This is a genomic window from Mesorhizobium sp. C399B (assembly GCF_030323185.1).
Classification (GTDB): Bacteria; Pseudomonadota; Alphaproteobacteria; order Rhizobiales; family Rhizobiaceae; genus Mesorhizobium.
Map to the genome: position 1 here is coordinate 1,170,389 of NZ_CP100472.1, position 26,675 is coordinate 1,197,063.

The window sequence follows — 26,675 nt, forward strand, 5'->3', positions numbered from 1 at the left end:
CGCTCAAAACCTCATATGCAGCGCGAAATGCGCCGGGTTGAGCAGGCTGGTTACATATTCGATCGGCCGGTCGTCGGCCGCACGCGTCAGCCGGCGTCCGCGCAGGAACGGCGTGCCTTGCGGGCAGCCGAGAATGGCGGCGTCTTCGGCATTGAGCATCTCGATGCCGACCCATTCCTCGCCATGGTCTGGGATGAGGCCGGCGCCGCGCAGCGTCTGGTGCAGCGAGCCTTCGCGCAGGCCGCGCAGCGGCACGTCCTCCAGTTCGGGCGACAGCGGCAGGCGGCTGCGTTCGATGGAGATCGCATGGCCGTCGCTGGCATTGGTGCGCACCCGGTCGACGGCGATGAAGAACGGGCTTTCGATGCCAAGCAGCGCGGCAAGATCGGCATCCTCGATCACTTCAAGCCGCAGCGTCCGCGTCTCGGCATTGGCGCCGGCATTGGCCAGCGCCCGCGACCAGCCGATGGCGTCGTCGACCGGCTTGCCGTCGAAGGTGACGAAGGAGCCGATGCCGACTTTGGTGGTGATCAGCCCCCGGCTGGACAGCTCCTCGAGGCCCTTGCGGACCGTGTTGCGGCTGACGGAAAAGCGCTGGACGAGTTCGTTCTCGCTTTGCAGGCGGTCGCCGAAGCCAAGCACGCCGGAGCGGATCTCATGTTCGAGAACGGTGGCGATCTGCTCGGGCTTGCCCGTGCCGGGAGACAGTTGAACCGCGCGCCGCTTCATATGGGTACCTGTTCAATAAACCTGTATAGTCCTGTTCGATATTGGAGTTGAAGGGCGACGTCAACGATATATTTGGATTCACGCATATGCGTTGTGCTCAGGTGCCCCGGGCATCGTTTGTTCGCATGGCGACGCTAACCGCGCAGGGCGTCCCGTCTCCGAGACAGAGCGGGGGCAGCGCTTCCCTCAGGCGATTAGCCTTGCGCTCACACGAAGAAAAATTCCTCAATCCGTTGCTTGGCCGTCCGCAGCGCTGGCAGGATATCCCGCTCCATCGCATCGACGGAGAACCGCGCCGACTGCGTCGAGACGTTGATCGCCGCCACGGTCTTGCCGGCGCGGTCATAGATCGGCACCGCTATCGAGCGCAGGCCAAGTTCCAGCTCTTCATCGACGACGGCAAAGCCATCCGCCCTCGCCGCGTCGATGGCCTTGGCCAGCGCGGCGCGGCTGGTGATCGTCTTCGGCGTGCGCCGTTCGATCCTCGCCTCTGCAAGCAAGGCCTTCAGCTCATCCGCGCCCAGCCCCGCAAGCAGGACGCGCCCCATCGAGGTGCAATGCGCCGGCAGCCTGGTGCCGACATCGAGCGAAACGCTGAGGATGCGGCGGCCAGGAATGCGCGCGACATAGACGACTTCCTCGCCCGACAGCACCGCCGCGTTACAGGCCTCGTCGAATTGGCCCGCGACGTCGCGCATGATGGATGCCGCGAATGTCCACAGCGAGGCGCCGCCGAGCCAAGAGCGCACGATGGCGAGCAGGCGCGGCGAGAGCGAAAACTGCCGGCCGGATTGCGTGGCATAGCCGGTGGCGGTCAGCGTCAGCAGGAAGCGACGCGCGCCGGCGCGGGTCAGCCCCGCCTCCTCCGCCATTTCGGTCAGCGTCATCCCGGCCGGATGCCGGGCCAGTATCTCCATGACTGCAAGGCCGCGCTCCAGCGAGCCGACATGGTCGCGCGTCTTTGCCTTGTCCTCCATGCGGCCTCCGCAAGACAATGCGCCGCCTTGACTCGTCTCGGCGGCGCGATGTAAAAATATCTCATACAAAACAAATGTTCGCAATACGAACTTTTTGAACTTCGGAGTTCTTGGCGATGGTCAATTTCCTGCCGCTCAAACAGGCCGTGGCTGAGAACCTGCATGATGGCGATACGGTCGCCTTCGAAGGCTTCACGCATCTGATCCCGACGGCGGCGGCGCATGAGGCCATCCGCCAGGGCTTTCGCGACCTGACGCTCATCCGCATGACCCCCGACCTGATCTACGACCAGATGATCGGCATGGGCATGGCCAAGAAGATCATCTTCTCCTATGTCGGCAATCCCGGCGTCGGCCTGCTGCGCCGCGCCCGCGACGCCATCGAGAACGGCTTCCCCCGGTCGATCGAGATCGAGGAGCACAGCCATGCCGGCATGGCCAACGCCTACGAGGCGGGAGCTGCCGGCCTGCCTTGCGCGGTGTTCCGCGGCTATCGCGGCGCCGGGCTGGCGGCAGTCAATCCCAACATCCGCTCGGTCACCTGCCCGTTCACCGGCGAGGTGCTTGCCGCCGTTCCTTCCATCCGACCGGACGTGACCTTCATCCACGCTCAGAAGGCCGACAAAAAAGGCAATGTTCTGGTCGAAGGCATTATCGGCATCCAGAAGGAAGCGGTGCTCGCGGCCAAGCGCGCCGTGGTGACGGTAGAGGAAGTCGTCGACAATTTCGACGACCTGCATCCCAATCTCACCGTGCTGCCGCGCTGGACCATCGCTGCGATCTCGGTGGTATCAGGCGGTTCGCATCCCTCGTACACGCACGGCTATTATGCGCGCGACAATGCCGCCTATCTCGAATGGGACGACATCGCCGCTGACCGTGAAAAATTCAAGGCCTGGATGCAGGCCAATGTCCTCGAACGCACGGCGGACGATTTCGCTGGCCGCGTAAAGCATCTGAGGAGCGCGGGATGAGCGGCTTTGCTCCCAATGAGATGATGACGGTTGCCGCCAGCCGAGCCCTGAAAAACGACGATGTCTGCTTCGTCGGCATCGGTGCGCCGTCGGCCGCCTGCAATGTCGCGCGGCTGACGCATGCGCCCGACATCACGCTGATTTATGAAAGCGGCACCATCGGCACCGCGCCCGATGTTTTGCCGCTGTCGATCGGTGACGGCGAACTTTGCGACACCGCCGTCACGACCGTCTCGGTGCCGGAGATGTTCCGCTACTGGCTGCAGGGCGGGCGCATCTCCATCGGCTTTCTTGGCGCGGCGCAGCTCGACAAGTTCGGCAACATCAACACCACTATCATCGGCGACTATGCGCATCCCAAGACCCGCCTGCCCGGCGGCGGCGGCGCGCCGGAGATCGCCACCTCGTCGAAGGTGATCTACATCACCATGGCGCAGTCCAAGCGCGGCATGGTCGAGAAGATCGACTTCTTCACCTCCTTCGGCCATGGCGATGGCGGCGACCATCGCCAGCGCCTCGGCATCGAGACATCAGGGCCGACGCTGCTGATCACCGACCTTGCCATCTGGAAGCCAGATCCGGTGAGCAAGGAATTCACCGTGGTGTCGTTGCATCCCGGCGCAACGCGGCAGCAGGTGCAGGACAGCTGTGGCTGGATCGTAAAGTTCGCCGAGGCGCTTGACGAAACGCCGGCGCCGACGGAACTCGAGCTGACGACATTGCGCGACCTGCAGGCCCGCACCAAGGCGGCGCATGAGGGAAGCGGAAAAGAAAAGGCCGCATGACATGACCGAGGCATTCATCTGCGATTACATCCGCACCCCGATCGGCCGTTTCGGCGGCTCGCTGTCGTCGGTGCGGGCCGACGATCTTGGCGCCATCCCGCTGAAGGCGCTGGTCGAGCGCAATGCCGGCATCAACTGGCAGGCTGTCGACGACGTCGTCTATGGCTGCGCCAATCAGGCCGGCGAGGACAACCGCAATGTAGCCCGCATGTCGCTGCTCTTGGCCGGGTTGCCCAAGGAAGTTTCGGGCGCGACCGTCAATCGCCTCTGCGGTTCCGGCATGGATGCGCTCACCATTGCCGCCCGCGCCATCAAGGCGGGCGAAGCCGAGTTGATGATCGCCGGCGGCGTCGAATCGATGAGCCGCGCGCCCTTCGTCATGCCCAAGGCCGAGACCGCCTTTTCACGCCATGCCGAGATCCATGACACCACGATTGGCTGGCGCTTCATCAACCCGCTGATGAAGAAACAATATGGCGTCGATTCCATGCCGGAGACCGGCGAGAACGTCGCCGAGGACTTCCAGGTGTCGCGCGCCGACCAGGATGCGTTTGCCGTGCGCAGCCAGGACAAGGCCGTCGCGGCACAGGCCAATGGCCGGCTGGCGAAGGAGATCACCCCGGTGACGATCCCGCAGAAAAAGGGCGATGCGATTATCGTATCGAAGGATGAGCATCCCCGCGCCGGCACCACGGTCGAGTCGCTGGCCAAATTGCCGACGCCGTTCCGGCAAGGTGGCACGGTCACCGCCGGCAACGCATCGGGCGTCAACGATGGCGCGGCGGCGCTGATCATCGCCTCCGAAGCGGCTGTGCAAAAACACGGCCTGACGCCGATCGCCCGCATCCTCGGCGGCGCTGCCGCCGGCGTGGCGCCACGCATCATGGGCATCGGCCCTGCCCCGGCGACACAAAAGCTCTGCGCCCGCCTCGGCCTGACACCGCACCAATTCGATGTCATCGAACTCAACGAAGCCTTCGCCTCCCAAGGGATCGCCGTGCTCCGTCAACTCGGCATCTCCGAGAATGCGGAGCACGTCAATCCGAATGGCGGCGCCATCGCGCTTGGTCATCCCTTGGGCATGTCGGGCGCGCGTATCACTGGCACCGCGGCACTGGAACTGCGCGAGCGCAGCGCCCGCTATGCGCTGGCCACCATGTGCATCGGCGTCGGCCAGGGCATCGCGGTGGCGCTCGAACGGGTTTGAGTTTGCACCGCCCTTAATAGGGCAAACCGACATAGTTTTCAGCCAGCGCGGTCGACGCCGCTTGCGAATGCACGAGATAGTCGAGCTCGGCTTCCTGGATGCGTTGGCCGAACTCGCCCGTATCAGGAAAGCGGTGCAACATCGTCGTCATCCACCAGGAGAAGCGTACCGCCTTCCAGACCCGCGCCAGCGCCTTGGCCGAATAGGCGTCAAGCCCGGCCTGCGATTTGTCCACATAGAATTCGCGAAGTCCGGCAAAGAGATAGCGCACGTCGCTGGCAGCGAGGTTGAGCCCTTTGGCGCCGGTCGGGGGCACGATATGGGCGGCGTCGCCGACCAGGAACAGCCGGCCGAAGCGCATCGGCTCGGCAACGAAGGAGCGCAGCGGCGCGATCGACTTTTCGAAGGACGGCCCGGTAACAACGGCGGCGGCAGTCTGCTCGGGCAGGCGACGGCGCAACTCATCCCAGAAGCGGTCGTCGCTCCAGGCCTCGACGCTCTCATCAACCGGAACCTGCACATAGTAGCGGCTGCGATGCGTCGACCGCATCGAGCACAGCGCAAAGCCCCGCTCATGGTTGGCGTAGACCAGTTCGTGATCGGCCGGCGGCACTTCGGCCAGCACGCCGAGCCAGCCGAAGGGATAGGTTCGCTCGAAGGTTTTCAGCGCCCGCCCAGGCGCCGATTTGCGGCTAGCGCCGTGATAGCCGTCGCAGCCGGCGATGAAGTCGCAGTCGATGCAATGGCTGACGCCGTCCTTGTCGTAGGTGACGTAGGGCGCTTCGCCATCGAAACCATGCAGCGCGACGTTGGCCGCCTCATAGACGGTGGTCAGCCCGGCCGCCTCGCGCTTGTCCATCAGATCGTGCGTCACCTCGGTCTGACCATAGACGGTGACATGCTTGCCGCCGGTCAGTGCCGTGAGGTCGAGCCGGTGCAGGCCGCCGCCGAACGCAAGCGAGATGCCGGCATGCAGCAGGCCCTCGGCATGCAGCCTTACAGCTGCGCCCGCCTGTTCGAGCAACTCGACGGTGCCTTGTTCGAGCACCCCTGCCCGCACCCGGCCAAGCACATGCTGCCGGCTCGAACGTTCGAGGATCACCGTCTCGACGCCAATGGTGCCGAGAAGCTGGCCAAGCAGCAGCCCGGACGGTCCGGAGCCGACAATGACGATCTTTGTGCGCATCAGTGTCCCAGGCTTTCGATCTGTCCGGCGAGTTCGGCGGCGAGCCGTAGCGCAGCCGCGGTCGCTATCGCCATTTGCGGCAAGAGCAGCCATTCCAGCGTCCAGGCAGCACCGGAGCGCTCCTGCTCATGCACCAGCGCCTGGTGCATGCCGGAAAGCTGGATGGCGTTGAAGCGCGCCAGCGTCACCAGCACTTCCGCCTTCACCGGGTTCTGCTTGTGCGGCATGGCCGACGAGCCGCCGCCGCCGAACAGCTTGATGTCGGTTCCACCTTGCGCCATCAACGCAACGTCCTGGCCGAATTTGCCGAGGCTGCCGGTGACAAGCGATAGCAGCCCGGCGAATTCGGCCAGCGCATCGCGCTGGCTGTGCCATTGCGGCGCATCGCCAAGGCCGAGTTTTGCGGCAAGGGCTGCGCGCACCGCAGGCCCCTTGTCGCCGAGCTTCTCCAGCGTGCCCGCAGCGCCGCCGAACTGCACCACGAGCAGGCGCCCGGATTGTTCCGACAGCCTCTGCTGATGCCTTTGCAGCGGCGTGCGCCACACCGCCACGCGGTCCGACGCCTGAATTGGGATCGCCGGCTGCATGCGCGTAATCGCTGTCAATGCACGGCTGCCAAAACGTTCTTCCAGCCCCACCAGCCGCAAAATGTTTTCAGTCAGCAGCAGGTCGAGATGTTCAATGAGCCGGCGCAGCCGAAGAACCAGGCCAGTGTCGATGACGTCCTGGCTGGTTGCGCCGAAATGCACGCCGGCGTCGTGCGGCGCGCCGACCGCTGCCTTCAACTGGCGCACCAGTTCGGGCACGATCACGCCATCTTTGGCCACACCGGCCCGCAGCCGCACGGTATCCGGCTTGTATGACAACAGGACAGGTACAATCGCCGCGGCGGCATCCGTGCCGATGATCCCGCTTTCGGCTTCCGCTTGCGCCAGCGCGCGCTCGAAATCGAGCATGGCGGCGATTTCCGCATCCACCGAAAAATGCCGAGCCGCCTCCTCGTCGCCGAGCAGGCCGGAAAGCAGCGGATGGTCGAAGGGCGATACGGTCATGTGCTGGTTTCCTCCGTCAGCTGTCGAAGAAGACCGTTTCCTTCTCCCCCTGGAGATGGACGTCGAAAATATAGTCGTCGCCTTGCCGCTCGGCGATCAGCGTCGGCACGCGCACCTTGTGCTCGATGCGGGCCAGGATCGGATCCTCGGCATTGGCCTTGGCCTCGTCGGAGAAATAGAGCCGCGTGTGGAGGCCGATATTGATGCCGCGGGCGACGATCCACAGGCTGATATGCGGCGCCATCAGCCGGCCGTCGCCATACGGCACGCGTCCCGGCTTGATCGTCTGAAAACTGCACAGGCCGGTTTCCATGTCGGTCGGCTGACGGCCCCAGCCCTGAAAATCCGGATCGGCATCGCCGCGCAATTCGGCCGGCGAATTGTAGAAGCCATTGGCATCCGCTTGCCAGATCTCGATCAACGCATCCCTGAGCGGCGTGCCGTTGCCGTCGAGCACGCGAATGCGCAAACCGATGCGGTCGCCCTTGGCGTTGTCGTTGAGCATCGTGGCGCCCAGGTCTGTCGGGTAGACGCCGCCGATACCGCCGAAATTCGGCGTCAGCCCGATATGCACGTAGGGCCCGGCGGTCTGCGATGGGCTCTCCTTCAGCCGGCTGAGCGACTGCGCCATCAATTGCCCTCCGGACGGTTTTCGAACAGCGAGGCACGGCGTCCGCGCAACACGATGTCGAACTTGTAGGCGCGCGCGTCGAACGGGATCGTCGCCTGCATGTCGAGCGCGGCGACCAGCGTCTCAATCGCCGCCTTGTCGCGGATACCGCGCACGATCGGGCATCGCCAGATCAGCGGGTCGCCCTCGAAATACATCTGGGTGATCAGCCGCTGTGCGAAGCCGTGGCCGAACACCGAGAAATGGACGTGCGACGGCCGCCAGTCATTGGGCCCGTTCGGCCAGGGATAGGGACCTGGCTTCACCGTGCGAAAGGCATAACCGCCATCGGCATCGGTGATGGTGCGGCCGCAGCCGCCGAAATTCGGATCGAGCGGCGCGAGATAGCCGTCCTTCTTGTGGCGGTAGCGGCCGCCTGAATTGGCCTGCCAGAATTCGAGCAGCGCGCCTGAGACGCCCTGGCCGCGCTCGTCGAGCACGCGGCCATAGACGATGATACGCTCGCCGATGGCGCTCTCTCCGGGCTTTGCGAAATTGTGGATCAGGTCATTGTCGAGTTCGCCCAGCATGGCGTGGCCGAACACCGGACCGGTGATTTCCGAAGCCGTGTTGTCGAAGGCCAGCAGCGCCTTTTGCGGCGAGCGCAGCACTGACGTCTTGTAGTCGGGCGTCAGCGCCGGCGGATGCCAGCCGCGGTCGCGCTGGAAGAAGGCGCCGCTCTCGGGCCTGCGGTTCGAGCCGGCATCAGCTGGCATGGCCAGCCCTGCTTCCGTCCATTTCCGAAAACACCTCCTTGGCGATCCTGAAGGCGCGGTTGGCGGCCGGCACGCCGGCATAGATCGCGACATGCAGGAACGCTTCGCAGATATCGTCGCGCGACGCACCGGTGTTGGCGGTGGCGCGCACATGCATGGCGACCTCTTCATCATGGCCAAGGGCGGCCAGCAGTGCCAGCGTCACGATCGAGCGTTCGCGCCTGCTGAAGCCCGGACGCGCCCACACAGTGCCCCAGGCTGCCTCGGTGATCAGCTCCTGGAACGGCCGGTCGAAATCGGTGACGGCATCCTCGCTGCGATCGACATGAGGGTCGCCGAGCACCGAGCGCCTGACGGTCAGCCCGGTTCGGTATCTGGTTTCGTTTTTGGGCAGTTCATCCATGGGTCTGCTTTCTCAGGGGAAGCGCCGCGACGAAATCGCGGATCAGGGTGGTCAGCGCCTCGGGCTGTTCGACGCAAGGGATGTGCGCGGCGTCACGAATGATTTCGAAATGTGCGCCTGGGATCAGATCGGCCAGCCAGCGGACGAGATCCGGCGGCGTCGAGCCGTCCTGGTCGCCAACGACGCAAAGCGTGGGCACCGCGATCGCCTGCGCGGCCTCGGTGAAATCGGCATCGCGCACCGCGGCGCAGGTGCCGATATAGCCGGCGACGGCTTGCCGGGTCATCATGTTCCAGTAGCCGTCGAGCTCGGCGACACGGTCCGCGTGGAAGGCAGGCGTAAACCACATTTTGAGCACGGCATCGGCGATGGCCTGGATGCCTTTGCTTTCGACCGTTTCGATGCGGGTGTTCCAGCTGTCGGCCGTGCCGATCTTGTGGGCGGTGTCGCACAGGATGAGGCCGTCGACGATTTCGGGGCGCCGGGCATAAAACCCTTGCGCAATCAGGCCGCCCACCGACAGGCCGCACAGCACCGCATTGTTCAGTTCGAAATGATCGATCAGGCCCGACAGATCATCGACATGCTCGTCGATCGAGCTGACGCCACCAATGTCGGACAGGCCATGGCCGCGCTTGTCGTAGACCAACACAGGCATTTCGCCACCCAGTTCGGACAACACCTCGTCCCAGATGCGGAAGTCGGTGCCCAGCGAATTGATGAACACGATCGGCCGCGCATTTCCCTTCGCCTTGATATGGCGATGGTGCAGCGTGATGCCGCCAATGTTGACGAATGGCACGATTTCGATCCTCCGTGTTCACATTGCACAAGGCATTTGGTTTGGTAAAATGATATTTTACGCCGTTTCATTAACTGCTAGGTTATGAGAACATGTCCGAAAGCCGCATAAGGTTCCGTCACCTGCAGGCATTCCTTGAGGTAGCGCGGCAAGGCAGCGTGGCGAGGGCGGCCGACTTTCTCCATGTCAGCCCACCGGCCGTGACCAAGACGTTGCGCGAATTGGAGGAGGCGCTTGGCATCGCTGTCGTCGAACGCGACGGCCGCGGCATCAGGGTGACGCGGCTTGGCGAAATCTTTCTCGGCCATGCCGGCACGGCGATCACGGCACTGAAGCGCGGCGTCGATTCCGTCCGCCAGGACGGCGCCATCAACCGGCATCCGATCCGCATCGGCGCGCTCCCGACAGTGTCGGCCAAGGTGATGCCACGCGCCATAAGCCTGTTCCTGAGTGAAAATACCGGTGCTGCGATCAAGATCGTCACCGGCGAGAACGCGGTCCTGCTGGAACAGTTGCGCGTCGGTGCGCTCGATCTCGTCGTCGGCCGGCTTGCGGCGCCGGAAAACATGACCGGCTTCTTCTTCGAGCATCTCTATTCCGAACCGGTGCTGTTCGTGGTGAGGGCCGGCCATCCGCTGCTGCAGCCGGGCCAGGACATCTTCGCCCGGCTCGATGAATTCCCGGTGCTGATGCCGACGCGGGAGTCGGTCATCCGCCCGTTCGTCGACCGCCTGTTCATCACCAACGGCATGACGGCGCCTGCGACCGAGATCGAGACCGTCTCGGATTCCTTCGGCCGTGCCTTCCTGCGCCAAAGCAATGCGGTCTGGATCATATCGACAGGCGTCGTCGCCAACGAACTCTCCAGCGGCGCCTTCGTCGCCTTGCCCGTCAACACCGAGGAAACCAAAGGGCCCGTCGGCCTGACGATGCGGACCGACACTGCGCCTTCGCCGGCCTTCACCATCCTGCTGCAGACCATTCGCGAGGCGGCCAGCCAGAACGCCTGAGCACCTTTCGCCAATCTGGCGCAGAGCGGGCCTTCAGCCGTATTTCCATAACCTGTTGGTTAACGAAACACCGCAAAATATCATTTTACCAAACCAAACACCTAGGGCACTGTGACGATGGGAGGATCGAAATCGTGCCGTTATCGGCATTGGCGGCGTTCCGCTGCCGCCTCAAGGCATGCCGGGGCGATCTCCGATCTTAAGAACGGGCGGCATCGATTTTGAGCAGGCCGGCGGTGACCTCCAGGTGCCGTCAGGAAAGGGAGGAATACCAGCATGACCTCAAGCAAATCCGGCGTCTCGCGGCGCCAGTTCATCGCCACATCGCTCGCCGGCGGCGCGGCACTTGCGCTCAGCCGCGGCCAGGCATTCGCGCAGGCCGCCGACACGCTGAAGGTCGGCTTTGTCAGCCCGCGCACCGGGCCGCTCGCCGGCTTCGGCCAGACCGACGGCTATGTGCTCGATCTCGCCCGCAAGGCGCTCGCCAACGGCCTCGACATCGGCGGCAAGAAATACAGTGTCGAGATCATCGACCAGGACACGCAATCCGACCCGTCGCGCGCCGGCCAGCTCGCCAAGGACCTCATCAACAACCAGGCCGTCGACCTGATGCTGGCGGTGTCGACGCCGGAGGTGATCAACCCGGTCGCCGACGCCTGCGAAGCCGCCGGCGTGCCTTGCCTCTCCACCGTCATGCCGTGGGAGGCCTGGTATTTCGGCCGCGGCGCCAAGCCCGGCGAACCCTCGCCGTTCAAATGGACCTATCATTTCGGCTTCGGCGTCGACGAGTTCTTCCGGACCTACATCTCGCAATGGAGCCTGATCGAGACCAACAAGAAGGTCGGCGTCATGTATCCCAACGACGCCGACGGCAATGCCATCCGCACCCATCTGGCGCCGTTGCTGGCAAAGCAGGGTTTCACCATCGTCGATCCCGGCGCCTACGAGACCGGCACCACCGACTATTCCTCGCAGATCGCGCTGTTCAAGCAGGAAGGCGTCGAGATCTTCAACTCCTTCCCGATCCCGCCGGACTTCGCCGCCTTCTGGCGTCAGGCTGCACAGCAAGGCCTGATCAAGCAGATCAAGATCTGCCAGGTCGCCAAGACCGGATTGTTCCCGTCCGACATCGAGGCGCTGGGCGATCTCGGCAACAAGATTTCGAGCGCCGCTTACTGGCACAAGGCCTTTCCCTACAAGTCGCCGCTGACCGGCGTTTCGGGGACCGAACTGGCCGACGGTTATGAGGCCGCCAGCGGCAAGCAGTGGACGCAGCAGCTCGGCGCCTCGATGTCGCTGCTCGACGCCGGCTTCGAGGCGCTGAAGGCAAGCACCGACGCCAAGGACAAGGCGGCCGTCGCCAAGGCGCTGAGCACGCTCAACACCGAGACCATGATCGGCAAGGTCGACTTCACCAGCGGCCCGGTCGCCAATGTCTCTCCCGGCCCGATCATCGGCACCCAATGGGTGGCGGCCAAGGAAGGCGGCAAATTCCCGCTCGACTACGTCGTGACCGAGAACGCCACCGACCCGAAGGTTCCGGTCGAGGCCAAGCTCCAGCCGTATAACAGCTGACGGTCGGTTACGGGGATCGCATCGTGAACGGTTCAGCAAACGCCGCGATCCTCCGCGCTGCCGGCATCCAGAAACGCTTCGGCGCGCTGGTGGTGCTCGACGATGTCGACTTCGCCATGAATGCCGATGAGGCCGTCGGCATCGTCGGTCCGAACGGCGCCGGCAAGACGACGCTGCTCAGCATCTTATCAGGCGCCTTCCCGCCGAGCGCCGGCACGGTCGCCTTCAAGGGTGGCGATGTGACCGCGATGCCGGCTACAGCGCGCTGTCGTCTCGGCCTGGTGCGCACGCACCAGGTGCCCAAGCCGTTCAGCGGCATGACCACGTTCGAGAACGTTTTTGTTGCCGCGTCGCATGGCGCCGGTCTCGCCCGCGACGAGGCCTATGAAGAGGCGCTGGAGTCGCTGAAACTGTGCGGCATGATGGGCGTGGCCAACCGGCGCGCCGAAACGCTCGGCCTGCTCGACCGCAAGCGGCTGGAACTTGCCCGCGCGCTCGCGGCAAGGCCTACGCTGCTTCTGCTCGACGAGATCGGCGGCGGACTGACCGATGGCGAGGCGAGCGAACTTGTCGATACCATCAAGGAATTGCGCCGCCGCAAGATCGGCATCGTCTGGATCGAGCACATCGTCCACATCCTGCTGCAGGTGGCCGAGCGGCTGATCTGCATGGACGCCGGCAAGATCATCGCCGATGGCGAGCCGCAAGCGGTGATGGCCGACCCCGAAGTCGTGCGGGCCTATCTCGGCGGAGGCCCGAAATGAGCCTGCTCGCAATCGAGAATCTGGTCGTCCGCCACGGCCTGTTGCAGGCGGTGCGCGGCGTGAACTTCTCGATCGAGCGCGGCGAAACGCTGGCGCTGGTCGGCGCCAACGGCGCCGGCAAGACGACCCTGCTGCGGGCGATCGCCGGCGCGCACCAGCCGACGGCCGGCCGCGTGCTGCTGAATCGTGCCGATATCACCGGCGTTCCCTCGCACAAGCGCGTCGGCATGGGCGTCGCGCTGGTGCCGGAAGGGCGAAAACTGTTCGTGCAGATGACGGTCGAGGAGAACCTCCTGCTTGGCAAGACCGCCGGCCGTCCCGGCGACTGGAGCGTGGAACGAGTGCTCGACACGTTCCCCAATCTGAAGCCGCGCCGCCATGCCAAGACCGGGCATCTCTCCGGTGGCGAGCAGCAGGCCACCGCCATCGGCCGCGCTTTGATGAGCAATCCCGAACTGCTGCTGCTCGACGAGGTCTCGCTCGGCCTGTCGCCGCTGGTGGTCGATCGCGTATACGCTTCGCTGCAAGGCCTGATCAGCTCCGGCACGACGATAATCCTGGTCGAACAGGACCTCAATCGCGCGCTCTCGGTCTCGGACAAGGTCATCTGCATGCTCGAAGGACGCGTCGCGCTGGAAGGCCCGAGCAAGGGCATGTCCCGCGATGAAGTGACGAAAGCCTATTTTGGTCTGCACAGAAAAAGCGCCGGGAGTGTGCCGGCATGAGCAACCAGATCGTCCAGGGCATCCTGCTCGGCGGCTACTACGCGCTGATCGCCTGCGGCCTCTCCTTCATGTTTTCGGTGATGCGCATAATCAACCTCGCGCATGGCAGCCTGGCCGTGTTTTCCGCCTACGCGCTGTGGTGGCTCGCCTCGCAATTCCATATCTCGCCCTTCGTCGGCCTGCTCATCGTGCTGCCGCTGATGGCGGCCATCGGCTGGGCGCTGCAGCGCTTCCTGCTCGAGCGCAGCGCCCGCGGCGGCGCGCTCCTGCCGATCCTGACCACGTTCGGCCTCGCCATCGTCATCGACAATGCGCTGTTCGAGCAGTTCGGCGCCGACACACGTTCGCTGGCGCCCTATATCGGCAGCCTCTCCTACGATTCCTGGGAATGGCCGGGCAGCATCTATGTCGGCAAGCTTGCCGTGATCATGTTCGCCGCCGCCGTCATATTGCTTGGCGGACTGCAGCTGTTCCTCACCCGCACCAGGCTTGGCCGCTCGATCCGCGCCACGTCGGAAGATCCCGACACGGCCGGTCTCGTCGGCGTCGATGCGCGCCGCGCCAATGCCCTCGCCGCCGCCATCGCCATGGTCACCGTTGGGCTGGCCGGCGCCTTCCTCGCCATGCGCGCCACCTTCGATCCCTATACCGGCGCACCTCAATTGCTGTTCGCTTTCGAGGCGGCGGTGATCGGCGGCGCCGGTTCGCTATGGGGCACGCTGGTCGGCGGCATCGTTCTGGCGCTCGCCCAGACGCTCGGCGCGCAGATCCATCCGCAAGGTTTTCTGATCGGCGGCCATGTCGCCTTCCTGATCGTGCTGTTCATCCGGCTCTCCACCTCCGGCCTTGGCCTGCGCGGCCTGCTGCGCCTGCCCGCGAGGAAAGCATCATGAGCGCGGTTTTAAACGACCCCGTCATCGAGCGCGGCACCTCCGCCTCGCGCATCTCGGCGATTGCGGTCGTCGTCATCATCGCGCTGCTTGGCATCGCGCCGCACTTCCTGTCGGCCGGCGCCGTCGACCGCCTTACCGCCTTGTTCATCTATGTGATCCTGGCAGCGATGTGGAACGCGCTGGCCGGCTTCGGCGGGCTGGTTTCGGTTGGACAGCAAGTGTTCTTCGGCCTCGGCGCCTATTTCGCCATCCGTCTGGCCGATGCCGGCCTCAACCCGTTCGCCTCGCTGTTCGTTTCGGCGATCATCGTCGGCGCGATCTCCTGGCCAATGTCGCTGTTCATGCTGAAGCTTAAGAACGGCGAGTTCGCCATCGGCATGTGGGTGATCGCGGCGCTCACCCATCTGCTGGTCAATCTCGACCGGCTGGTGCAAGGCGAGACCGGGACGTCGCTGATCTCGCTCAACATCTATGACGCCGGTTCCAGGCGGGCGACGATCTACTGGCTGGCGTTGGCCGCGATGACGGCGCTCCTTGCCATCCTGTTTAGCCTGCTGCGTGGCAGCACGGGTGCGGCCATCCGCGCCATCAGGGACAATGAGGAGGCCGCGGCATCGGTCGGCGTGCGCGTCACCGGAACCAAGCGGCTGCTCTTCGTGCTCGCCGCCTTCGGTATCGGCATGGCCGGCGCGCTGTGGTTGGCCACGTCGATCACCTTCCAGCCGAAAACCTACTTCAACGTCCAGTGGACCGCCTACATGATCTTCATGGTGCTGGTCGGCGGCATCGGCACCTTCGAGGGCGCCATTCTGGGTGCGCTGCTGTTCTTCCTCATCGAGACCTGGTTCGGCGGCGCCGGCGTCTGGTATCTGATCGGCCTCGGCGCCACGGCGGTGCTGTTCTCGCTCTTCCTGCCGCGCGGCCTGTGGGGAACGCTGGAGGAGCGCTTCGGCCTGCGCCTGCTGCCGGTCGGCTATCGCGTCAGGCTCCCGCCAAACGCCGCAGATGGCGACGCGGCGCCCTCGCCGCAACAGGCCGCAACGCATCCAGAAAAGGCGTGACCATGCTGTTCGGCAAGACCATCCTCATCACCGGTGTCGCCTCTGGTATCGGCGCTCGCACGGCCGAACTTGCCGGCCAACTGGGCGCTGACGTGATCGGCGTCGACGTGCGTGAACCGGCAGCATCGGCCGGCAGTTTCGTCAAGGCTGACATCTCATCCAAGGCCGGCGTCGACGATCTCCTCGGGCGCCTGCCGCAGCGCATCGATGCGCTCTGCAATGTCGCCGGCCTCCCCGGCAACACCGGTGCGGTGTCGACACTGGCGGTCAATTTCTACGGCCTGCGCGCGCTCTCGGAAGGCCTCGCACCAAGACTTCGTGAAGGCGGCGCCGTGGTCAACGTCGCCTCGATCGCCGGCTATGGCTGGCGCGCCAATCTCAACCGCGCGGCATCGATGGTCGGCATCGAAGGCTTTCCCGATGTGGCGAAGATGATCGCCGACCATCAGGTGAAGAACGAGGAAGGCTATCCCGTTTCCAAGGAGCTGCTGCTGTTGTGGACGCAGCGCGCCGCACATCAGGATCTGTTCAGGAGCCGCGGCATCCGCGTCAATGCAGTGAGCCCCGGCCCGGTCGAGACGCCGATCCTCAAACAGTTCCGCAATGTGCTGGGTGACGCCCGCGTGGACAGCGACATCGCCAGGGTCGGGCGCGCCGGAACCTCGGGCGATATCGCGCCTGTCGTGCTGTTCCTGTGTTCGGACGGCGCACGCTGGGTCAACGGCGCCAATGTGCCTGTTGACGGTGGGCTTGAAGCATCGATCAATGCCGAGGTGCTCGGCTTCTAGACCATGATCCCGAAAAGTGGGAGCCGGTGTTCGGATCAGATCGTGGTCGATAATTGATAGAAAAGACGCTCCACGGCGAGCGAGGGAGAGAACAATGGACATCGGACTTCTGATCGACGGCGACAAAAGGGATGCCTCCGGCTCAGCCTCTTACGAGCGCATGGACCCGTTCACCGGCAAGCTGGCGACCCGCGCTGCCGCAGCCAGCATCGCCGACGCCAATGCCGCGGTCGAAGCCGCTGCTGCCGCTTTCAAGACGTGGTCGAAGACCGGTCCGGGCGAGCGCCGCGCTTTGCTGTCCAAGGCGGCCGATGTCATGGACTCCAAGGTCGGCGAATTCACCAAGTTGATGATGGAAGAAACCGGCGCGACCGGCCCCTGGGCTGGCTTCAACGTCATGCTCGCCGCCAAAATGCTGCGCGAGGCAGCCGCCATGACGACGCAGATTTCGGGCGAGGTCATTCCCTCCGACAAGCCCGGCACGCTGGCCATGGCGATCCGCCAGCCGGCCGGCGTCTGCCTCGGCATCGCGCCGTGGAATGCACCGGTCATCCTCGGAACCCGTGCCATCGCCATGCCGATCGCCTGCGGCAACACGGTTGTGCTGAAAGCTTCGGAAATGTGCCCAGGCACACACCGGCTGATCGGCCAGGTGCTGGTCGAGGCCGGCCTGCCCAAGGGCGTCATCAATGTCGTCACCAATGACCCCAAGGACGCAGCGGCAATCGTCGAAACACTGGTCGCGCACCCTGCAGTCAGGCGTGTCAACTTCACCGGCTCGACCAAGGTCGGCAGGATCATTGCCGAACTCGCCGGCCGTCACTTGAAGCCGGCGCTGCTCGAACTCGGCGGCAAGGCGCCGCTGGTCGTGCTCGACGATGCCGACATCGACGCCGCGGTCAATGCCGCGACCTTCGGCGCCTACATGCATCAGGGCCAGATCTGCATGTCGACCGAGCGTCTGGTCGTCGATGAAAAGGTCGCCGACGAATTCGTCGCCAAGCTCGCCGCCCGCGCCGCGCAGCTGCCTGCCGGCGACCCGCGCGGCCATGTCGTGCTCGGTTCGCTGATCAGCGACCAAGCCGCCGACAAGATGGAAGAACTGGTTGCCGACGCCGTCGCCAAGGGCGCCAGGCTTGTGGCCGGCGGCAAGCGCACCGGAACCGTGGTCGAGGCGACATTGCTCGACCACGTGACGCCGGCGATGCGCGTCTATTCGGAAGAATCCTTCGGCCCGGTCAAGCCGGTGATCCGCGTAAAGGGCGAGGACGAAGCGGTACGTGTCGCCAACGATACCGAATACGGCCTGTCTTCAGCCGTGTTCAGCCGCGACATCCGCCGTGCCATGGCGGTTGCCGCGCGCATCGAAGCCGGTATCTGCCACATCAACGGCCCGACCGTCGGCGACGAGGTGCAAATGCCCTTCGGCGGCGTCAAGGGTTCAGGCTACGGCCGCTTCGGCGGCAAGGCCTCGATTGCCGAGTTCACCGACCTGCGCTGGCTAACCATCGAGGATCCGGGGCAGCACTATCCGTTTTGACTCCACCTTCTCTCACAGGGGAGAAGGAAAGGAGCCCTCAGGGCCGTTGCCTGGCGAGCCAACGGATTCCCGCATCAAAACCCGGCAAGGCTCGAGCCACGCGATCGGCGGCCCCTCCCGGAGTTGTAAATCGTTTAATCGTGGGTATTTTACCCCTCAAGCACATGCCGCCGGAAGGCGGCAAGCGGTTTTGGGGACTACCACAAGTGCAAAGCAAGAATACGCGATACGCATCGCGCCGGGGAGGAGTCGTTATGCCAAACAAAGCCCTGCCGCTGGTCATCAGCGCGCCGGAACCACGCACGCTCGACCTGATCTTCACCCCACCGCAGCTGGCGCGCCTCAAGGCGCATTACCGCGTCGTCGAGACGACGGCCGAGGGCGTGGCGAACTTGCCCGCCGACGTGCTGGCCGAAGCCCGCTATATTATCGGCCAGCCGCCGATCTCGCCCGAGACCTTGGACCAGATGCAGGCGCTGCGTTGCGTCTTCAATGTCGAGACCAACCTCATCAACAACATGCCCTATGAGACGCTGTTTGCGCGCGGCATCCATGTCGTCACCACCGGCCTCGTCTTCGCCGAGCCGGTGGCCGAGCTTGGCCTCGCCATGGCGCTCAACCTCGCCCGCAACATCGTCGATGCTGACCTCGCCTTCCGCAAAGGCGAGGAGCTGTGGGGCGGTGACGGCAATTTGACGGCGCGGCTTCTGTCCGGCGCCGATGTCGGCATCATCGGCTTCGGCGATCTCGGCCGTGCGCTGAACCGGCTGCTGTCGGGTTTTCGCACCCGCACCAAGGTCTTCGACCCTTGGCTGCCGCCGTCGATCCTGATCGACAATGGGGTCAAGCCGGCCTCGCTGGACGAGGTGCTGACATCAAGCGATTTCGTCTTCGTCGTCGCTTCGGTGACCTCGGAGAACCAGGGTTTCCTCGGCGCTGAGGCCTTTGCAAGTATGCGCAAGGGCGCCGCCTTCATCCTGCTCAGCCGCGCCGGCGTCGTCGACTTCCCTGCCCTGATGGCGGCGGTGAAAAGCGGCCACATCGTCGCCGCCAGCGATGTCTTCCCAGAAGAACCGCTAGCGCAGGACCATCCGGTCCGCACGATCCCCGGCTTCCTGCGCTCCGCCCACCGCGCCGGTGCGCTTGACATCGCCTTCAAGCGCATGGGCGACATGGTTCTGGAAGACATGGACCTGATCGACCGCGGCCTGCCGCCTCTGCGCTCCAAGCGCGCCGAGCGCGAGACGGTGTCAAGGATGCGTTCGAAGCCGGCGCACAGGAACTAGTTGTCGCGAGAAATCCGCCTGAGATGGATTTCGCAGTTGGCCAAAACCCCTTTGTCATCGCCGCTCAGGATGACCGGGAACCTTTGACTGGTATTGGCGTTTTTCAGCCCGGATCGCTCCCATTCGATCCAGACCCTACTATCGATACCCCGCCAGGCCTAGCCGGCGGGGTATTGATTTTGAAGCCAATCGGGTTGTGGGAGGCTTGGCCTACTCCAAGGAGGCTCGTCACGATTCGCGTCGCTGGCGGGCCTTTTTATTCACTCCCGAGCAAAGCCGGAGGCGGCCTGCCCGCCTCGCTCTATCCGGCAGCAACGCCAGCTGGCGAGCGATTGGCCAGCACCAGCCCGACCTCGCCGACAACCTGCTCGACGCGCTTCAGGATGGGTTCGGCCCGCAGCACGCCGTCGGAAAAGTCCTTGTCCGTGGCATAGACCCCTGTCGGCAACGTCAGCGCCTCGAAGAAGCCGAACAACGGCCGCAACTGGTGCTCGACGATCAACGCGTGGCGATCATTGCCGCCGGTGGCAAGCAGCACCACCGGCTTGCCGCGCAAGGCGGCGGGATCGAACAGATCGAAGAAGTGCTTGAACAGGCCGGTGTAGCTGCCCTTGTAGGTCGGTGACCCCACCACCAGCACATCGGCATTGACGACGCTGTCGAAGACTGCCCGGGCCTGGCCGTCGAGATCGCGCGCCCATTTGGCAGCGCCGAGCGACGGGCCGAGGTCTTCGATGTCATAGGTGCTCGCCGACAGGCCATGCTGGCGCGCAATATCCCTGACAACCTGGTCGACAAAACCACGCGTCTTGGACGGCCTGGTGAAATTGCCGGAAAACCCGACGACGGTTGGATTGGGCATATTTCTCTCACCTCTCGCGGCGGGGTTTCATACCGCATATTTACAGGCTTGCGCCTGCCGCAAGAAGCAAGGATAGGCCCTCCAGCGCCATTGCCGGGGATTTTTTTTCCGTTTGCCCGCTCGTCTCAGGCCGCGAGAAGCCGGCCATAGGATTCCAGATAGAAGCCGGTTGACCTGGCGCAGGTCCGCACCGCCTCCCTGGCGGCAACCGTTTCCTGCCACCGCAGCAGGCGCTCGCATTCGGTCGGCATGACGAAGCCCAGATATTTCTCAAGCACGCACAGCTGTTCGAACCAGGGATAGAAGGCGATGTCGGCGGCGCTGAATTCCGAGCCTAGCAAAAACCGTTCGTCCGCCCCTCGCCTCGCAAAGGCATGCTGTTCCACAAAGCGCAGGGCGTCGGCAAGCTGGGCCTTGATCCGCTCATGAACCATAGCGTCGGAACTGTGCATCATGGTTGCCGTCCTGGCGTAAAGCTGCGTGTCGGCGAAACTGATCCAGATGCGCGCCTCAGCGCGGGCATGAGCATCCCTGGGGAAAATCGGCCGTTCGGGGAATGCATCATCGAGATATTCGCAGATGATCGCCGACTCCCTGACATATTGCCCCTGATGGCGCAGCAGCGGCACCTTTCCCGTCGGCGTGAGTTTCAGGAACCACGCCGGCTTGTTGCGCAGATCGATTTCGATTTCCGTCGCCTGCAGGCCTTTCTCGGCAAGGGCGAGCCTGACACGGTGCGCATAGGGACAAAGCTGCGCGACAAAAAGCTCGATTGGCGGCATGAATAACTCCTGAGTTTCGTTATCGCCGACAAGCGGCCTGTCGGGCATAGCTAGGTCCAATAAGGCCGGCGCGCTATTCGACAGCGTCTGGATTGATTTATCGATCGTCTGTTTCTGGAGCGAAGCGTGGATCTCCTGGCTACCCTCATGCGCGAATTGCACTTCGCAGCCGCCGGGTACCGGCGCCTCGAACTGGCCGCTCCCTGGGCGATCTCGTTCAGCCAGGCTGGGCTTCGCGGCATTCACGTCGTCATCAAGGGGCGATGCGAGGCGGTGTTCGGTGAGGAAGATGTCGAGCCTCTCGATGCCGGCGACCTGATCATTGCACCGCGCGCCGATCCGCATGTGCTGCGGTCGCCCGGCGCGCTCAAAAGCGCGAACGTCTCCGCCGCCGAACTGGCGACCCAAACCGCAGCCGGGCGTATTCGCAGCGGCGGCGAAGGCGAAAAGACCGTCATCCTGTGCGGCGCCTTCACCTTTCGCGACGCCGACCATCCGGCACTTGCCGGCCTGCCGCGCATCGTTCACATCCGGGGATCGAATGGCCGTCTGCCCAAATGGCTGCGTGGCTATGTCGAGGCCTTGCTGGTGGAAGCGACCGACGAAGGTCCCGGCAGCGACGTGGTCATGGCTCGCCTGTCTGGGGCCATCGTCACGCGCGCCTTGCGCTCCGGTCTGGAAAGCATGGACAATCCAGGTTGGCTGAGGGGATTGCAGGACCCCGCGATCGCCAGAGCGCTCGCCACCCTGCATGAAGCCTATGGCCACGACTGGACGATCGAGACCCTGGCACGCGCGGTCGGGCTCTCCAGGGCAACCTTTGCCGCCCGCTTTCGCGATCTCGTCGGCGAAGCGCCCATGGCCTATCTCTTCGGCTGCCGCATGCGGCAGGCCAGCCGGCTGCTGCACGAGGGCAAGAGCCTGGGCCAAGTCGCCGAGGCGGTCGGCTACAGCTCGGAAGCCGCCTTCTCCACCGCCTTCAGGCGCCACGCCGGCGTCTCGCCCGGCCAATTCAGGAAACGGAAGGATCTGTAAGGCAGAGCGATATTGGCGGCGGCCGGGCCTCGCGGTAGGACTTTGCCAGCACTATGTCTGATCATATCCCGACGCGGTTCGCCGCCGCTTTGCCCAGGAGATGCTTCGTGCCCAAAGGTTCTGACCTGCTTGTTGCCGCCCTCGAGAATGAGGGCGTCGATCGCATCTTCGGCATTCCCGGCGAAGAAAACCTGGACGTCGTCGAATCCATCCGCAAATCCTCGATCCAGCTCATCCTCACCCGTCATGAGCAGGCGGCGGCGTTCATGGCCGCCACCCATGGCAGGCTCACCGGCAAGCCGGGCGTCTGCATCACCACGCTCGGGCCCGGCGCCCTGAACCTGACGACGGGTGCCGCCTATGCGCTGCTGGGCGCCATGCCGATGATCATGATCACCGGGCAGAAGGGCATCCGGTCGTCGCGCCAGGCCCGCTTCCAGATCGTCGACATCGTCGCCGCGATGAAGCCGCTGACCAAGCTGTCACGCCAGATCATCTCGGCGAAGACCATTCCCGCCGTGGTGCGCGAAGCGTTTCGGATTGCCGAAGAGGAGCGTCCGGGACCGGTGCATCTGGAACTGCCCGAAGACATCGCGGCCGAGGAGTGCGACGATGTCGCGCTGATCCCGCCGCATCCGGTCGAGCTTCCGCTGGCCAGCCCGCTTGCGCTCGACCGCGCCGCCGAGATGATCATCAAGGCGCAGCGTCCTCTGGCGATGCTGGGCGCCGCCGCATCGCGGCCGCGCTCGACGTCCGACCTCGCCCAGTTCGTGATCAGGACCGGCATTCCCTATTTCACCACGCAGATGGGCAAGGGCACGGTGCCCGGCGGCACCGAACTCTACATGGGCACCGCCGCGCTCTCCGAGCGCGACTATGTCCATGAGGCCATCGAACAGGCCGACCTCATCATCACCATCGGCCACGACACGATCGAGAAGCCGCCCTTCATTATGGGCGACAAGGGACCGAAGGTGATCCATGTCGGTTACCAGCCGGCCAATGTCGAGCAGGTCTATTTCCCGCAGACCGAAGTGGTCGGCGACATCGGCGCTTCGCTCAGGCTGCTTGCCGACCGGATCGAGGGCAAGATCCCCAACGCGCAGGCGCTACTGCCGCTGCGCGAAGGGATTTTGAGCCGCATTGCCACCCGCGCCACCGAAGACCGTTTCACGCCGCAGCGCTTGGTGCACGATGTGCGCGCGGTGATGCCGGCCGATGGCATCCTGGCGCTCGACAACGGCATGTACAAGATCTGGTTTGCGCGCAATTACCGCACGCGCGTCGCCAACACTTTGCTGCTCGACAACGCCCTGGCCACGATGGGCGCCGGCCTGCCCTCGGCGATGACGGCCGCGATGCTCTATCCCGGCCGCCGCGTCATGGCGATCTGCGGCGATGGCGGCTTCATGATGAACAGCCAGGAACTGGAAACCGCCGTCAGGCTGAAACTTAACCTCGTCGTGCTGATCATCGAGGACAATGCTTTCGGCATGATCCGCTGGAAGCAGGCGGTCGACCAGTTCCCCGATTTCGGCATGACCTTCGGCAATCCCGATTTCGTCCGCTATGCCGAGGCCTATGGCGCCAAGGGAACCAGGGTCGGCGCCGTCTCAGAAATACAATCGACGCTTGAACAGGCTTTTGCCGGCGGTGGCGTCCATCTCGTCGTCGTTCCGATCGACTATTCGGAGAACGAGCGCGTGCTGGTCGAGGAACTGCGCCACCGGTTGCCGGCGCCACCGGAGGCCTGACGGTGGAGTAGATACCGCCGCAGCAGCGCTCAGGCGGCCCGGACCTTGGCGCTCCCACGCGCCCAGGCCGGCAGCCAGTCGCCATGTGTCGCCAGCAACTCATCGACCAGCGCCCAGATCTGGTCGAGATCGAGTTCGGCCGCCGTATGCGGGTCCATCATCGCCGCGTGGTAGATGTGCTCGCGGTTTTCGGTCATCAACGCCTGCACCGTCAGTTCCTGCACATTGATGTTGGTGCGTATCAACGCGGTGAGTTGCGGCGGCAGCTCGCCAATATAGGTCGGCTGGATGCCGGAGGCGTCCACCAGGCACGGCACCTCGGCGGCGCAATTGTCCGGCAGCGAGGTGATGCAGCCATTGTTGCGGACATTGCCGTAGATCACCGACGGCTCGCCGGTCCACACCGAATTCATGATCGAGGACGCGTATTCCTTCGACTGCTCGACCTCGATGCGGTCGGCCGAGCGATAGGCCTCTGCCTGGCCCTTCCAGCGCTCGATCTGTTCGATGCAGCGCTTGGGGTATTCGTCGAGCGGAATGCCGAACTTCTCGATCAGGTCGGGGCGGCCTTCCTTGATGAAATAGGGCGTGTATTCGGCGAAATGCTCGGAGCTTTCGGTGACGAAATAGCCGAGCCGCGTCAGCATCTCGTAGCGCACCTTGTTGGGGCAGCGTGGGTTCCAGCCCGGCTTCGGCGCCCTGCCCTCGCGATAGGCGCCGACGAGGTCCGGATAGAGATTGCGGTAAGAGCCATCCGGCTGCCGGTGCTCGAACTTCAGGTAGAAGGCCATGTGGTTGATGCCGGCCGAGCGGTAGCGTATCTCGTCGTAGGGAATGTCGAGATCGTGCGCCAGTTCCATCGCCGTGCCCTGCACCGAATGGCAGAGGCCGACCTGTTTGATGTCAGGAAATTTCTCTGAAATCGCCCAGGTGTTGATCGCCATCGGGTTGACGTATTGCAGCATGATCGCGTCGGGGCAGACGGCCAGCATGTCCTCGCAGATCTTCCACAGATGCGGCACGGTCCGGAGGCCGCGCATGATGCCGCCGACGCCGAGCGTGTCGGCAATGGTCTGGCGCAGGCCGTATTTCTTCGGCACCTCGAAATCGGTGACGGTGCAGGGCTCGTAACCGCCGATCTGGAAGGCGACGACGACGAAGTCGGCACCGGCGAGCGCCTTGCGTTGGTCGGAATAGGTCTCGGCCTTCGCCTTCACGCCCAGCGTCGCGATCAGCTTGTTGACGACGATGGCGCTCTCTTCCAGCCGCTGCGGATTGATGTCCATCAGCGCGATCGTCGCGCCTGACAGCGATGGCCGCTGCAGCACGTCGCCGACAATGTTCTTCATGAAGACGGTCGAACCCGCGCCAATGAAGGTGATCCTGGGATGTCTTGCCACTATTAAACCTCCGGCACTTTGCTACGCCACGTCGAAGGCGGCCCTGACGAGCCGTTCGGTGTAGGCGGTCTTGGGATGGGTGAGGACCTCGTCGACGGGTCCCTGTTCGACGATCTTGCCGTTCTGCATGACGATGACGCGATGGCAGAGCGCGCGCACCACCTTGAGGTCGTGCGAAATGAAGAGATAGCTAAGGCCGCGTTCGTCCTGCAGCTTGCGCAACAAGTCGATGATCTGCGCCTGCACCGAAAGGTCGAGCGCCGATGTCGGTTCATCGAGCAGAATGAATTCGGGCTCCAGCGCGATGGCTCGGGCAATGGCGATGCGCTGCCGCTGGCCGCCGGAAAATTCGTGCGGGAACCGCGACAGGATATCGCCGGGCATGCCGGCGCTGACCAGGGCGTCGCGAACCCGACCGACCCGCTCGCGCCGTGTCGCGCCGATCCTGTTGACGACCAGCCCTTCCTCGATGATCTGGCCGATCGTCATACGCGGGTTGAGCGACGAGAACGGATCCTGAAAAACGACCTGCATGCGCGAGCGCAGCGGCCGCATCCCGGCGCGCGACAGGCCGTGGATCGGCTGGCCGTCGAAGCTGACCTCGCCGCGCTTGGCCTCGGTGAGCCTGAGCAAGGCGAGACCGAAGGTGGTCTTGCCGGAGCCGGATTCGCCGACCAGCCCCAGTGTCTCGTGGCGGCAAAGCTTCAGGCCGAGATCGTCGACGGCGACCAGCTCGCGCCAGTCCGGCTTCAGGAAGCTGCCATGGCGTAGCATGAAGCAGACGCGCATATCGCGGGCCTCGAGGATGGTGCCGCTGTTTTCCGGCAGCGGCTGCGGCTTGCCGTGCGGCTCTGAAGCGAGCAGCCGCTTGGTATAGGCATGCTGCGGGTCGGCGAACAGCCGCTCGGTGACGTTGTGCTCGCACATCTCGCCATGCTGCATGACATAGACATAGTCGGAGAATTTTCGCACCACGGTGAGGTCGTGGGTGATCAGGATGACCGCCATCCTGAGTTCTTTTTGCAGATTGCGGATCAAATTGAGGATCTGTGCTTGCACCGTGACGTCGAGCGCTGTCGTTGGCTCGTCGGCGATCAGCACATCAGGGTCGTTGGCGAGCGCCATGGCGATCATCACGCGCTGGCGCTGCCCGCCCGACATCTGGTGCGGATACTGTTTGATGCGCGCTTCCGGCTCGGGGATCTGGACATGCCGCAAAAGCTCGAGCGCCCGCGCCCAGGCTTGCTTGCGGCTGACCTTTCGATGCACTCTGATCGCCTCGACGATCTGACTGCCGACCGTATAGATCGGGTTGAGCGAGCTCATCGGCTCCTGGAAGATCATCGAGATGCGATTGCCGCGCAACTTGCGCCGGGCGCTCTCGGGGAATTTCAGTATGTCCTGCCCGCAATAGTGGATGGTGGATTTCGGCGACACGGTGGCCCGCTTTGACAAGAGCCCCATGACAGCGCGCGCCGTCACCGACTTGCCGGAACCGGACTCGCCGACGATGGCGATCGTCTCCCCGCGATAGAGCTGGAACGAGACATCCTTCACCGCGTCGACGACGCCGTGCTCGACCTTGAAGGCGACCTCGATGTTGCGGGCATCGATGATGGGTTGGTCGTGGCGGCCGGCATGGTCGAACCGGACGGCTGGTGCGAAGGTGGCTGCGAGCGCTACGGTCATCCCGGCCACC

Annotated in this window: 26 protein-coding genes; 14 read left to right on the top strand and 12 right to left on the bottom strand. The window is 64.3% G+C overall.

Features of this window, described 5'->3' with window-relative positions; genetic code table 11:
• Positions 1-3: 3 nt before the first annotated feature.
• Together NLY36_RS05625 and NLY36_RS05630 are read right to left on the bottom strand one after the other, a co-directional pair.
• A complete protein-coding gene (locus NLY36_RS05625; protein ID WP_006202773.1) occupies positions 4-729 on the bottom strand; it encodes a GntR family transcriptional regulator in 726 nt (241 codons plus the stop codon).
• A 206-nt stretch (positions 730-935) separates the two neighbouring features.
• Positions 936-1,706 (bottom strand): IclR family transcriptional regulator domain-containing protein, encoded by a 771-nt coding sequence (locus tag NLY36_RS05630; protein ID WP_023733152.1) that lies wholly within the window; start codon positions 1,704-1,706, stop codon positions 936-938.
• A gap of 116 nt (positions 1,707-1,822) precedes the next feature.
• Here NLY36_RS05630 and NLY36_RS05635 point away from each other — a divergent pair, with 116 nt between their 5' ends.
• From NLY36_RS05635 to pcaF, 3 genes are read left to right on the top strand one after another with little or no spacing between them, the layout of a single operon-like run.
• Positions 1,823-2,680, top strand: coding sequence for a CoA transferase subunit A (locus NLY36_RS05635; RefSeq protein WP_023733153.1), 858 nt, complete (start codon positions 1,823-1,825; stop codon positions 2,678-2,680).
• On the top strand, positions 2,677-3,465 hold the full coding sequence (locus NLY36_RS05640; RefSeq protein ID WP_023733154.1) for a CoA-transferase subunit beta: 789 nt from the start codon (positions 2,677-2,679) through the stop codon (positions 3,463-3,465). Before NLY36_RS05635 ends, NLY36_RS05640 begins: the two co-directional genes overlap by 4 nt.
• Position 3,466: 1 nt before the next feature.
• Positions 3,467-4,672: a 3-oxoadipyl-CoA thiolase gene (gene pcaF, locus NLY36_RS05645; protein ID WP_023733155.1), complete on the top strand. Its 1,206-nt coding sequence runs from the start codon at positions 3,467-3,469 to the stop codon at positions 4,670-4,672.
• Positions 4,673-4,685: 13 nt separating this feature from the next.
• Here pcaF and pobA read toward each other — a convergent pair whose 3' ends face one another.
• Genes pobA through pcaD form a run of 6 tightly spaced genes read right to left on the bottom strand, consistent with a single transcriptional unit; the run spans position 4,686 to position 9,501 of the window.
• Entirely contained in the window at positions 4,686-5,858 is a 1,173-nt protein-coding gene (gene pobA, locus NLY36_RS05650) for a 4-hydroxybenzoate 3-monooxygenase (protein ID WP_023733156.1), read from the bottom strand.
• Entirely contained in the window at positions 5,858-6,910 is a 1,053-nt protein-coding gene (locus NLY36_RS05655; RefSeq protein WP_023733157.1) for a 3-carboxy-cis,cis-muconate cycloisomerase, read from the bottom strand. Before NLY36_RS05655 ends, pobA begins: the two co-directional genes overlap by 1 nt.
• Before the next feature lie 16 nt (positions 6,911-6,926).
• Positions 6,927-7,541 carry a protocatechuate 3,4-dioxygenase subunit alpha gene (gene pcaG, locus NLY36_RS05660; RefSeq protein ID WP_023736023.1) on the bottom strand — a complete coding sequence of 205 codons (615 nt, stop codon included), beginning with the start codon at positions 7,539-7,541 and terminating at the stop codon, positions 6,927-6,929.
• Positions 7,541-8,296 carry a protocatechuate 3,4-dioxygenase subunit beta gene (pcaH, locus tag NLY36_RS05665; RefSeq protein WP_023736024.1) on the bottom strand — a complete coding sequence of 252 codons (756 nt, stop codon included), beginning with the start codon at positions 8,294-8,296 and terminating at the stop codon, positions 7,541-7,543. The genes pcaG and pcaH overlap by 1 nt, the downstream gene beginning before the upstream one ends.
• Positions 8,286-8,699, bottom strand: a complete 414-nt coding sequence (gene pcaC / locus NLY36_RS05670; protein ID WP_023668153.1) for a 4-carboxymuconolactone decarboxylase — start codon at positions 8,697-8,699, stop codon at positions 8,286-8,288. The genes pcaH and pcaC overlap by 11 nt, the downstream gene beginning before the upstream one ends.
• The gene (gene pcaD / locus NLY36_RS05675; protein WP_023736025.1) at positions 8,692-9,501 is read right to left on the bottom strand and encodes a 3-oxoadipate enol-lactonase; all 810 of its coding nucleotides are present in this window, start codon (positions 9,499-9,501) and stop codon (positions 8,692-8,694) included. The genes pcaC and pcaD overlap by 8 nt, the downstream gene beginning before the upstream one ends.
• A gap of 92 nt (positions 9,502-9,593) precedes the next feature.
• Between pcaD and pcaQ the strand changes: the two genes are divergently transcribed.
• The 9 genes from pcaQ (at position 9,594) to NLY36_RS05720 (ending at position 19,143) form a co-directional block, all read left to right on the top strand.
• Complete coding sequence (gene pcaQ, locus NLY36_RS05680; RefSeq protein WP_023685275.1) at positions 9,594-10,511, top strand: pca operon transcription factor PcaQ; 918 nt, start codon at positions 9,594-9,596, stop codon at positions 10,509-10,511.
• 276 nt (positions 10,512-10,787) lie between these two features.
• Positions 10,788-12,086: an ABC transporter substrate-binding protein gene (locus NLY36_RS05685; RefSeq protein WP_023704674.1), complete on the top strand. Its 1,299-nt coding sequence runs from the start codon at positions 10,788-10,790 to the stop codon at positions 12,084-12,086.
• A gap of 116 nt (positions 12,087-12,202) precedes the next feature.
• Positions 12,203-12,850, top strand: coding sequence for an ABC transporter ATP-binding protein (locus NLY36_RS05690; RefSeq protein ID WP_245260263.1), 648 nt, complete (start codon positions 12,203-12,205; stop codon positions 12,848-12,850).
• Positions 12,847-13,575: an ABC transporter ATP-binding protein gene (locus tag NLY36_RS05695; RefSeq protein ID WP_023736026.1), complete on the top strand. Its 729-nt coding sequence runs from the start codon at positions 12,847-12,849 to the stop codon at positions 13,573-13,575. The genes NLY36_RS05690 and NLY36_RS05695 overlap by 4 nt, the downstream gene beginning before the upstream one ends.
• Entirely contained in the window at positions 13,572-14,468 is an 897-nt protein-coding gene (locus tag NLY36_RS05700) for a branched-chain amino acid ABC transporter permease (RefSeq protein WP_023685279.1), read from the top strand. The genes NLY36_RS05695 and NLY36_RS05700 overlap by 4 nt, the downstream gene beginning before the upstream one ends.
• The gene (locus NLY36_RS05705; RefSeq protein ID WP_023736027.1) at positions 14,465-15,529 is read left to right on the top strand and encodes a branched-chain amino acid ABC transporter permease; all 1,065 of its coding nucleotides are present in this window, start codon (positions 14,465-14,467) and stop codon (positions 15,527-15,529) included. The genes NLY36_RS05700 and NLY36_RS05705 overlap by 4 nt, the downstream gene beginning before the upstream one ends.
• A gap of 2 nt (positions 15,530-15,531) precedes the next feature.
• Positions 15,532-16,317 carry a coniferyl-alcohol dehydrogenase gene (locus NLY36_RS05710; RefSeq protein WP_023725451.1) on the top strand — a complete coding sequence of 262 codons (786 nt, stop codon included), beginning with the start codon at positions 15,532-15,534 and terminating at the stop codon, positions 16,315-16,317.
• A gap of 94 nt (positions 16,318-16,411) precedes the next feature.
• Positions 16,412-17,857, top strand: coding sequence for an aldehyde dehydrogenase (locus tag NLY36_RS05715; RefSeq protein ID WP_023736028.1), 1,446 nt, complete (start codon positions 16,412-16,414; stop codon positions 17,855-17,857).
• A gap of 254 nt (positions 17,858-18,111) precedes the next feature.
• The gene (locus NLY36_RS05720; protein WP_023736029.1) at positions 18,112-19,143 is read left to right on the top strand and encodes a hydroxyacid dehydrogenase; all 1,032 of its coding nucleotides are present in this window, start codon (positions 18,112-18,114) and stop codon (positions 19,141-19,143) included.
• A gap of 301 nt (positions 19,144-19,444) precedes the next feature.
• Here the strand turns inward: NLY36_RS05720 and msuE are convergent, their stop codons facing one another.
• Entirely contained in the window at positions 19,445-20,005 is a 561-nt protein-coding gene (gene msuE, locus NLY36_RS05725) for an FMN reductase (RefSeq protein WP_023725454.1), read from the bottom strand.
• 125 nt (positions 20,006-20,130) lie between these two features.
• Positions 20,131-20,835, bottom strand: coding sequence for a glutathione S-transferase family protein (locus tag NLY36_RS05730; RefSeq protein WP_050589152.1), 705 nt, complete (start codon positions 20,833-20,835; stop codon positions 20,131-20,133).
• A gap of 99 nt (positions 20,836-20,934) precedes the next feature.
• Here NLY36_RS05730 and NLY36_RS05735 point away from each other — a divergent pair, with 99 nt between their 5' ends.
• Together NLY36_RS05735 and NLY36_RS05740 are read left to right on the top strand one after the other, a co-directional pair.
• Entirely contained in the window at positions 20,935-21,822 is an 888-nt protein-coding gene (locus NLY36_RS05735) for an AraC family transcriptional regulator (protein ID WP_023725455.1), read from the top strand.
• A gap of 107 nt (positions 21,823-21,929) precedes the next feature.
• Entirely contained in the window at positions 21,930-23,576 is a 1,647-nt protein-coding gene (locus tag NLY36_RS05740) for an acetolactate synthase large subunit (protein ID WP_023696249.1), read from the top strand.
• A gap of 29 nt (positions 23,577-23,605) precedes the next feature.
• Here the strand turns inward: NLY36_RS05740 and NLY36_RS05745 are convergent, their stop codons facing one another.
• Entirely contained in the window at positions 23,606-24,976 is a 1,371-nt protein-coding gene (locus NLY36_RS05745; protein WP_023736030.1) for an alpha-glucosidase/alpha-galactosidase, read from the bottom strand.
• A gap of 21 nt (positions 24,977-24,997) precedes the next feature.
• Complete coding sequence (locus tag NLY36_RS05750) at positions 24,998-26,665, bottom strand: ABC transporter ATP-binding protein (protein ID WP_023696251.1); 1,668 nt, start codon at positions 26,663-26,665, stop codon at positions 24,998-25,000.
• Positions 26,666-26,675 lie beyond the last annotated feature (10 nt).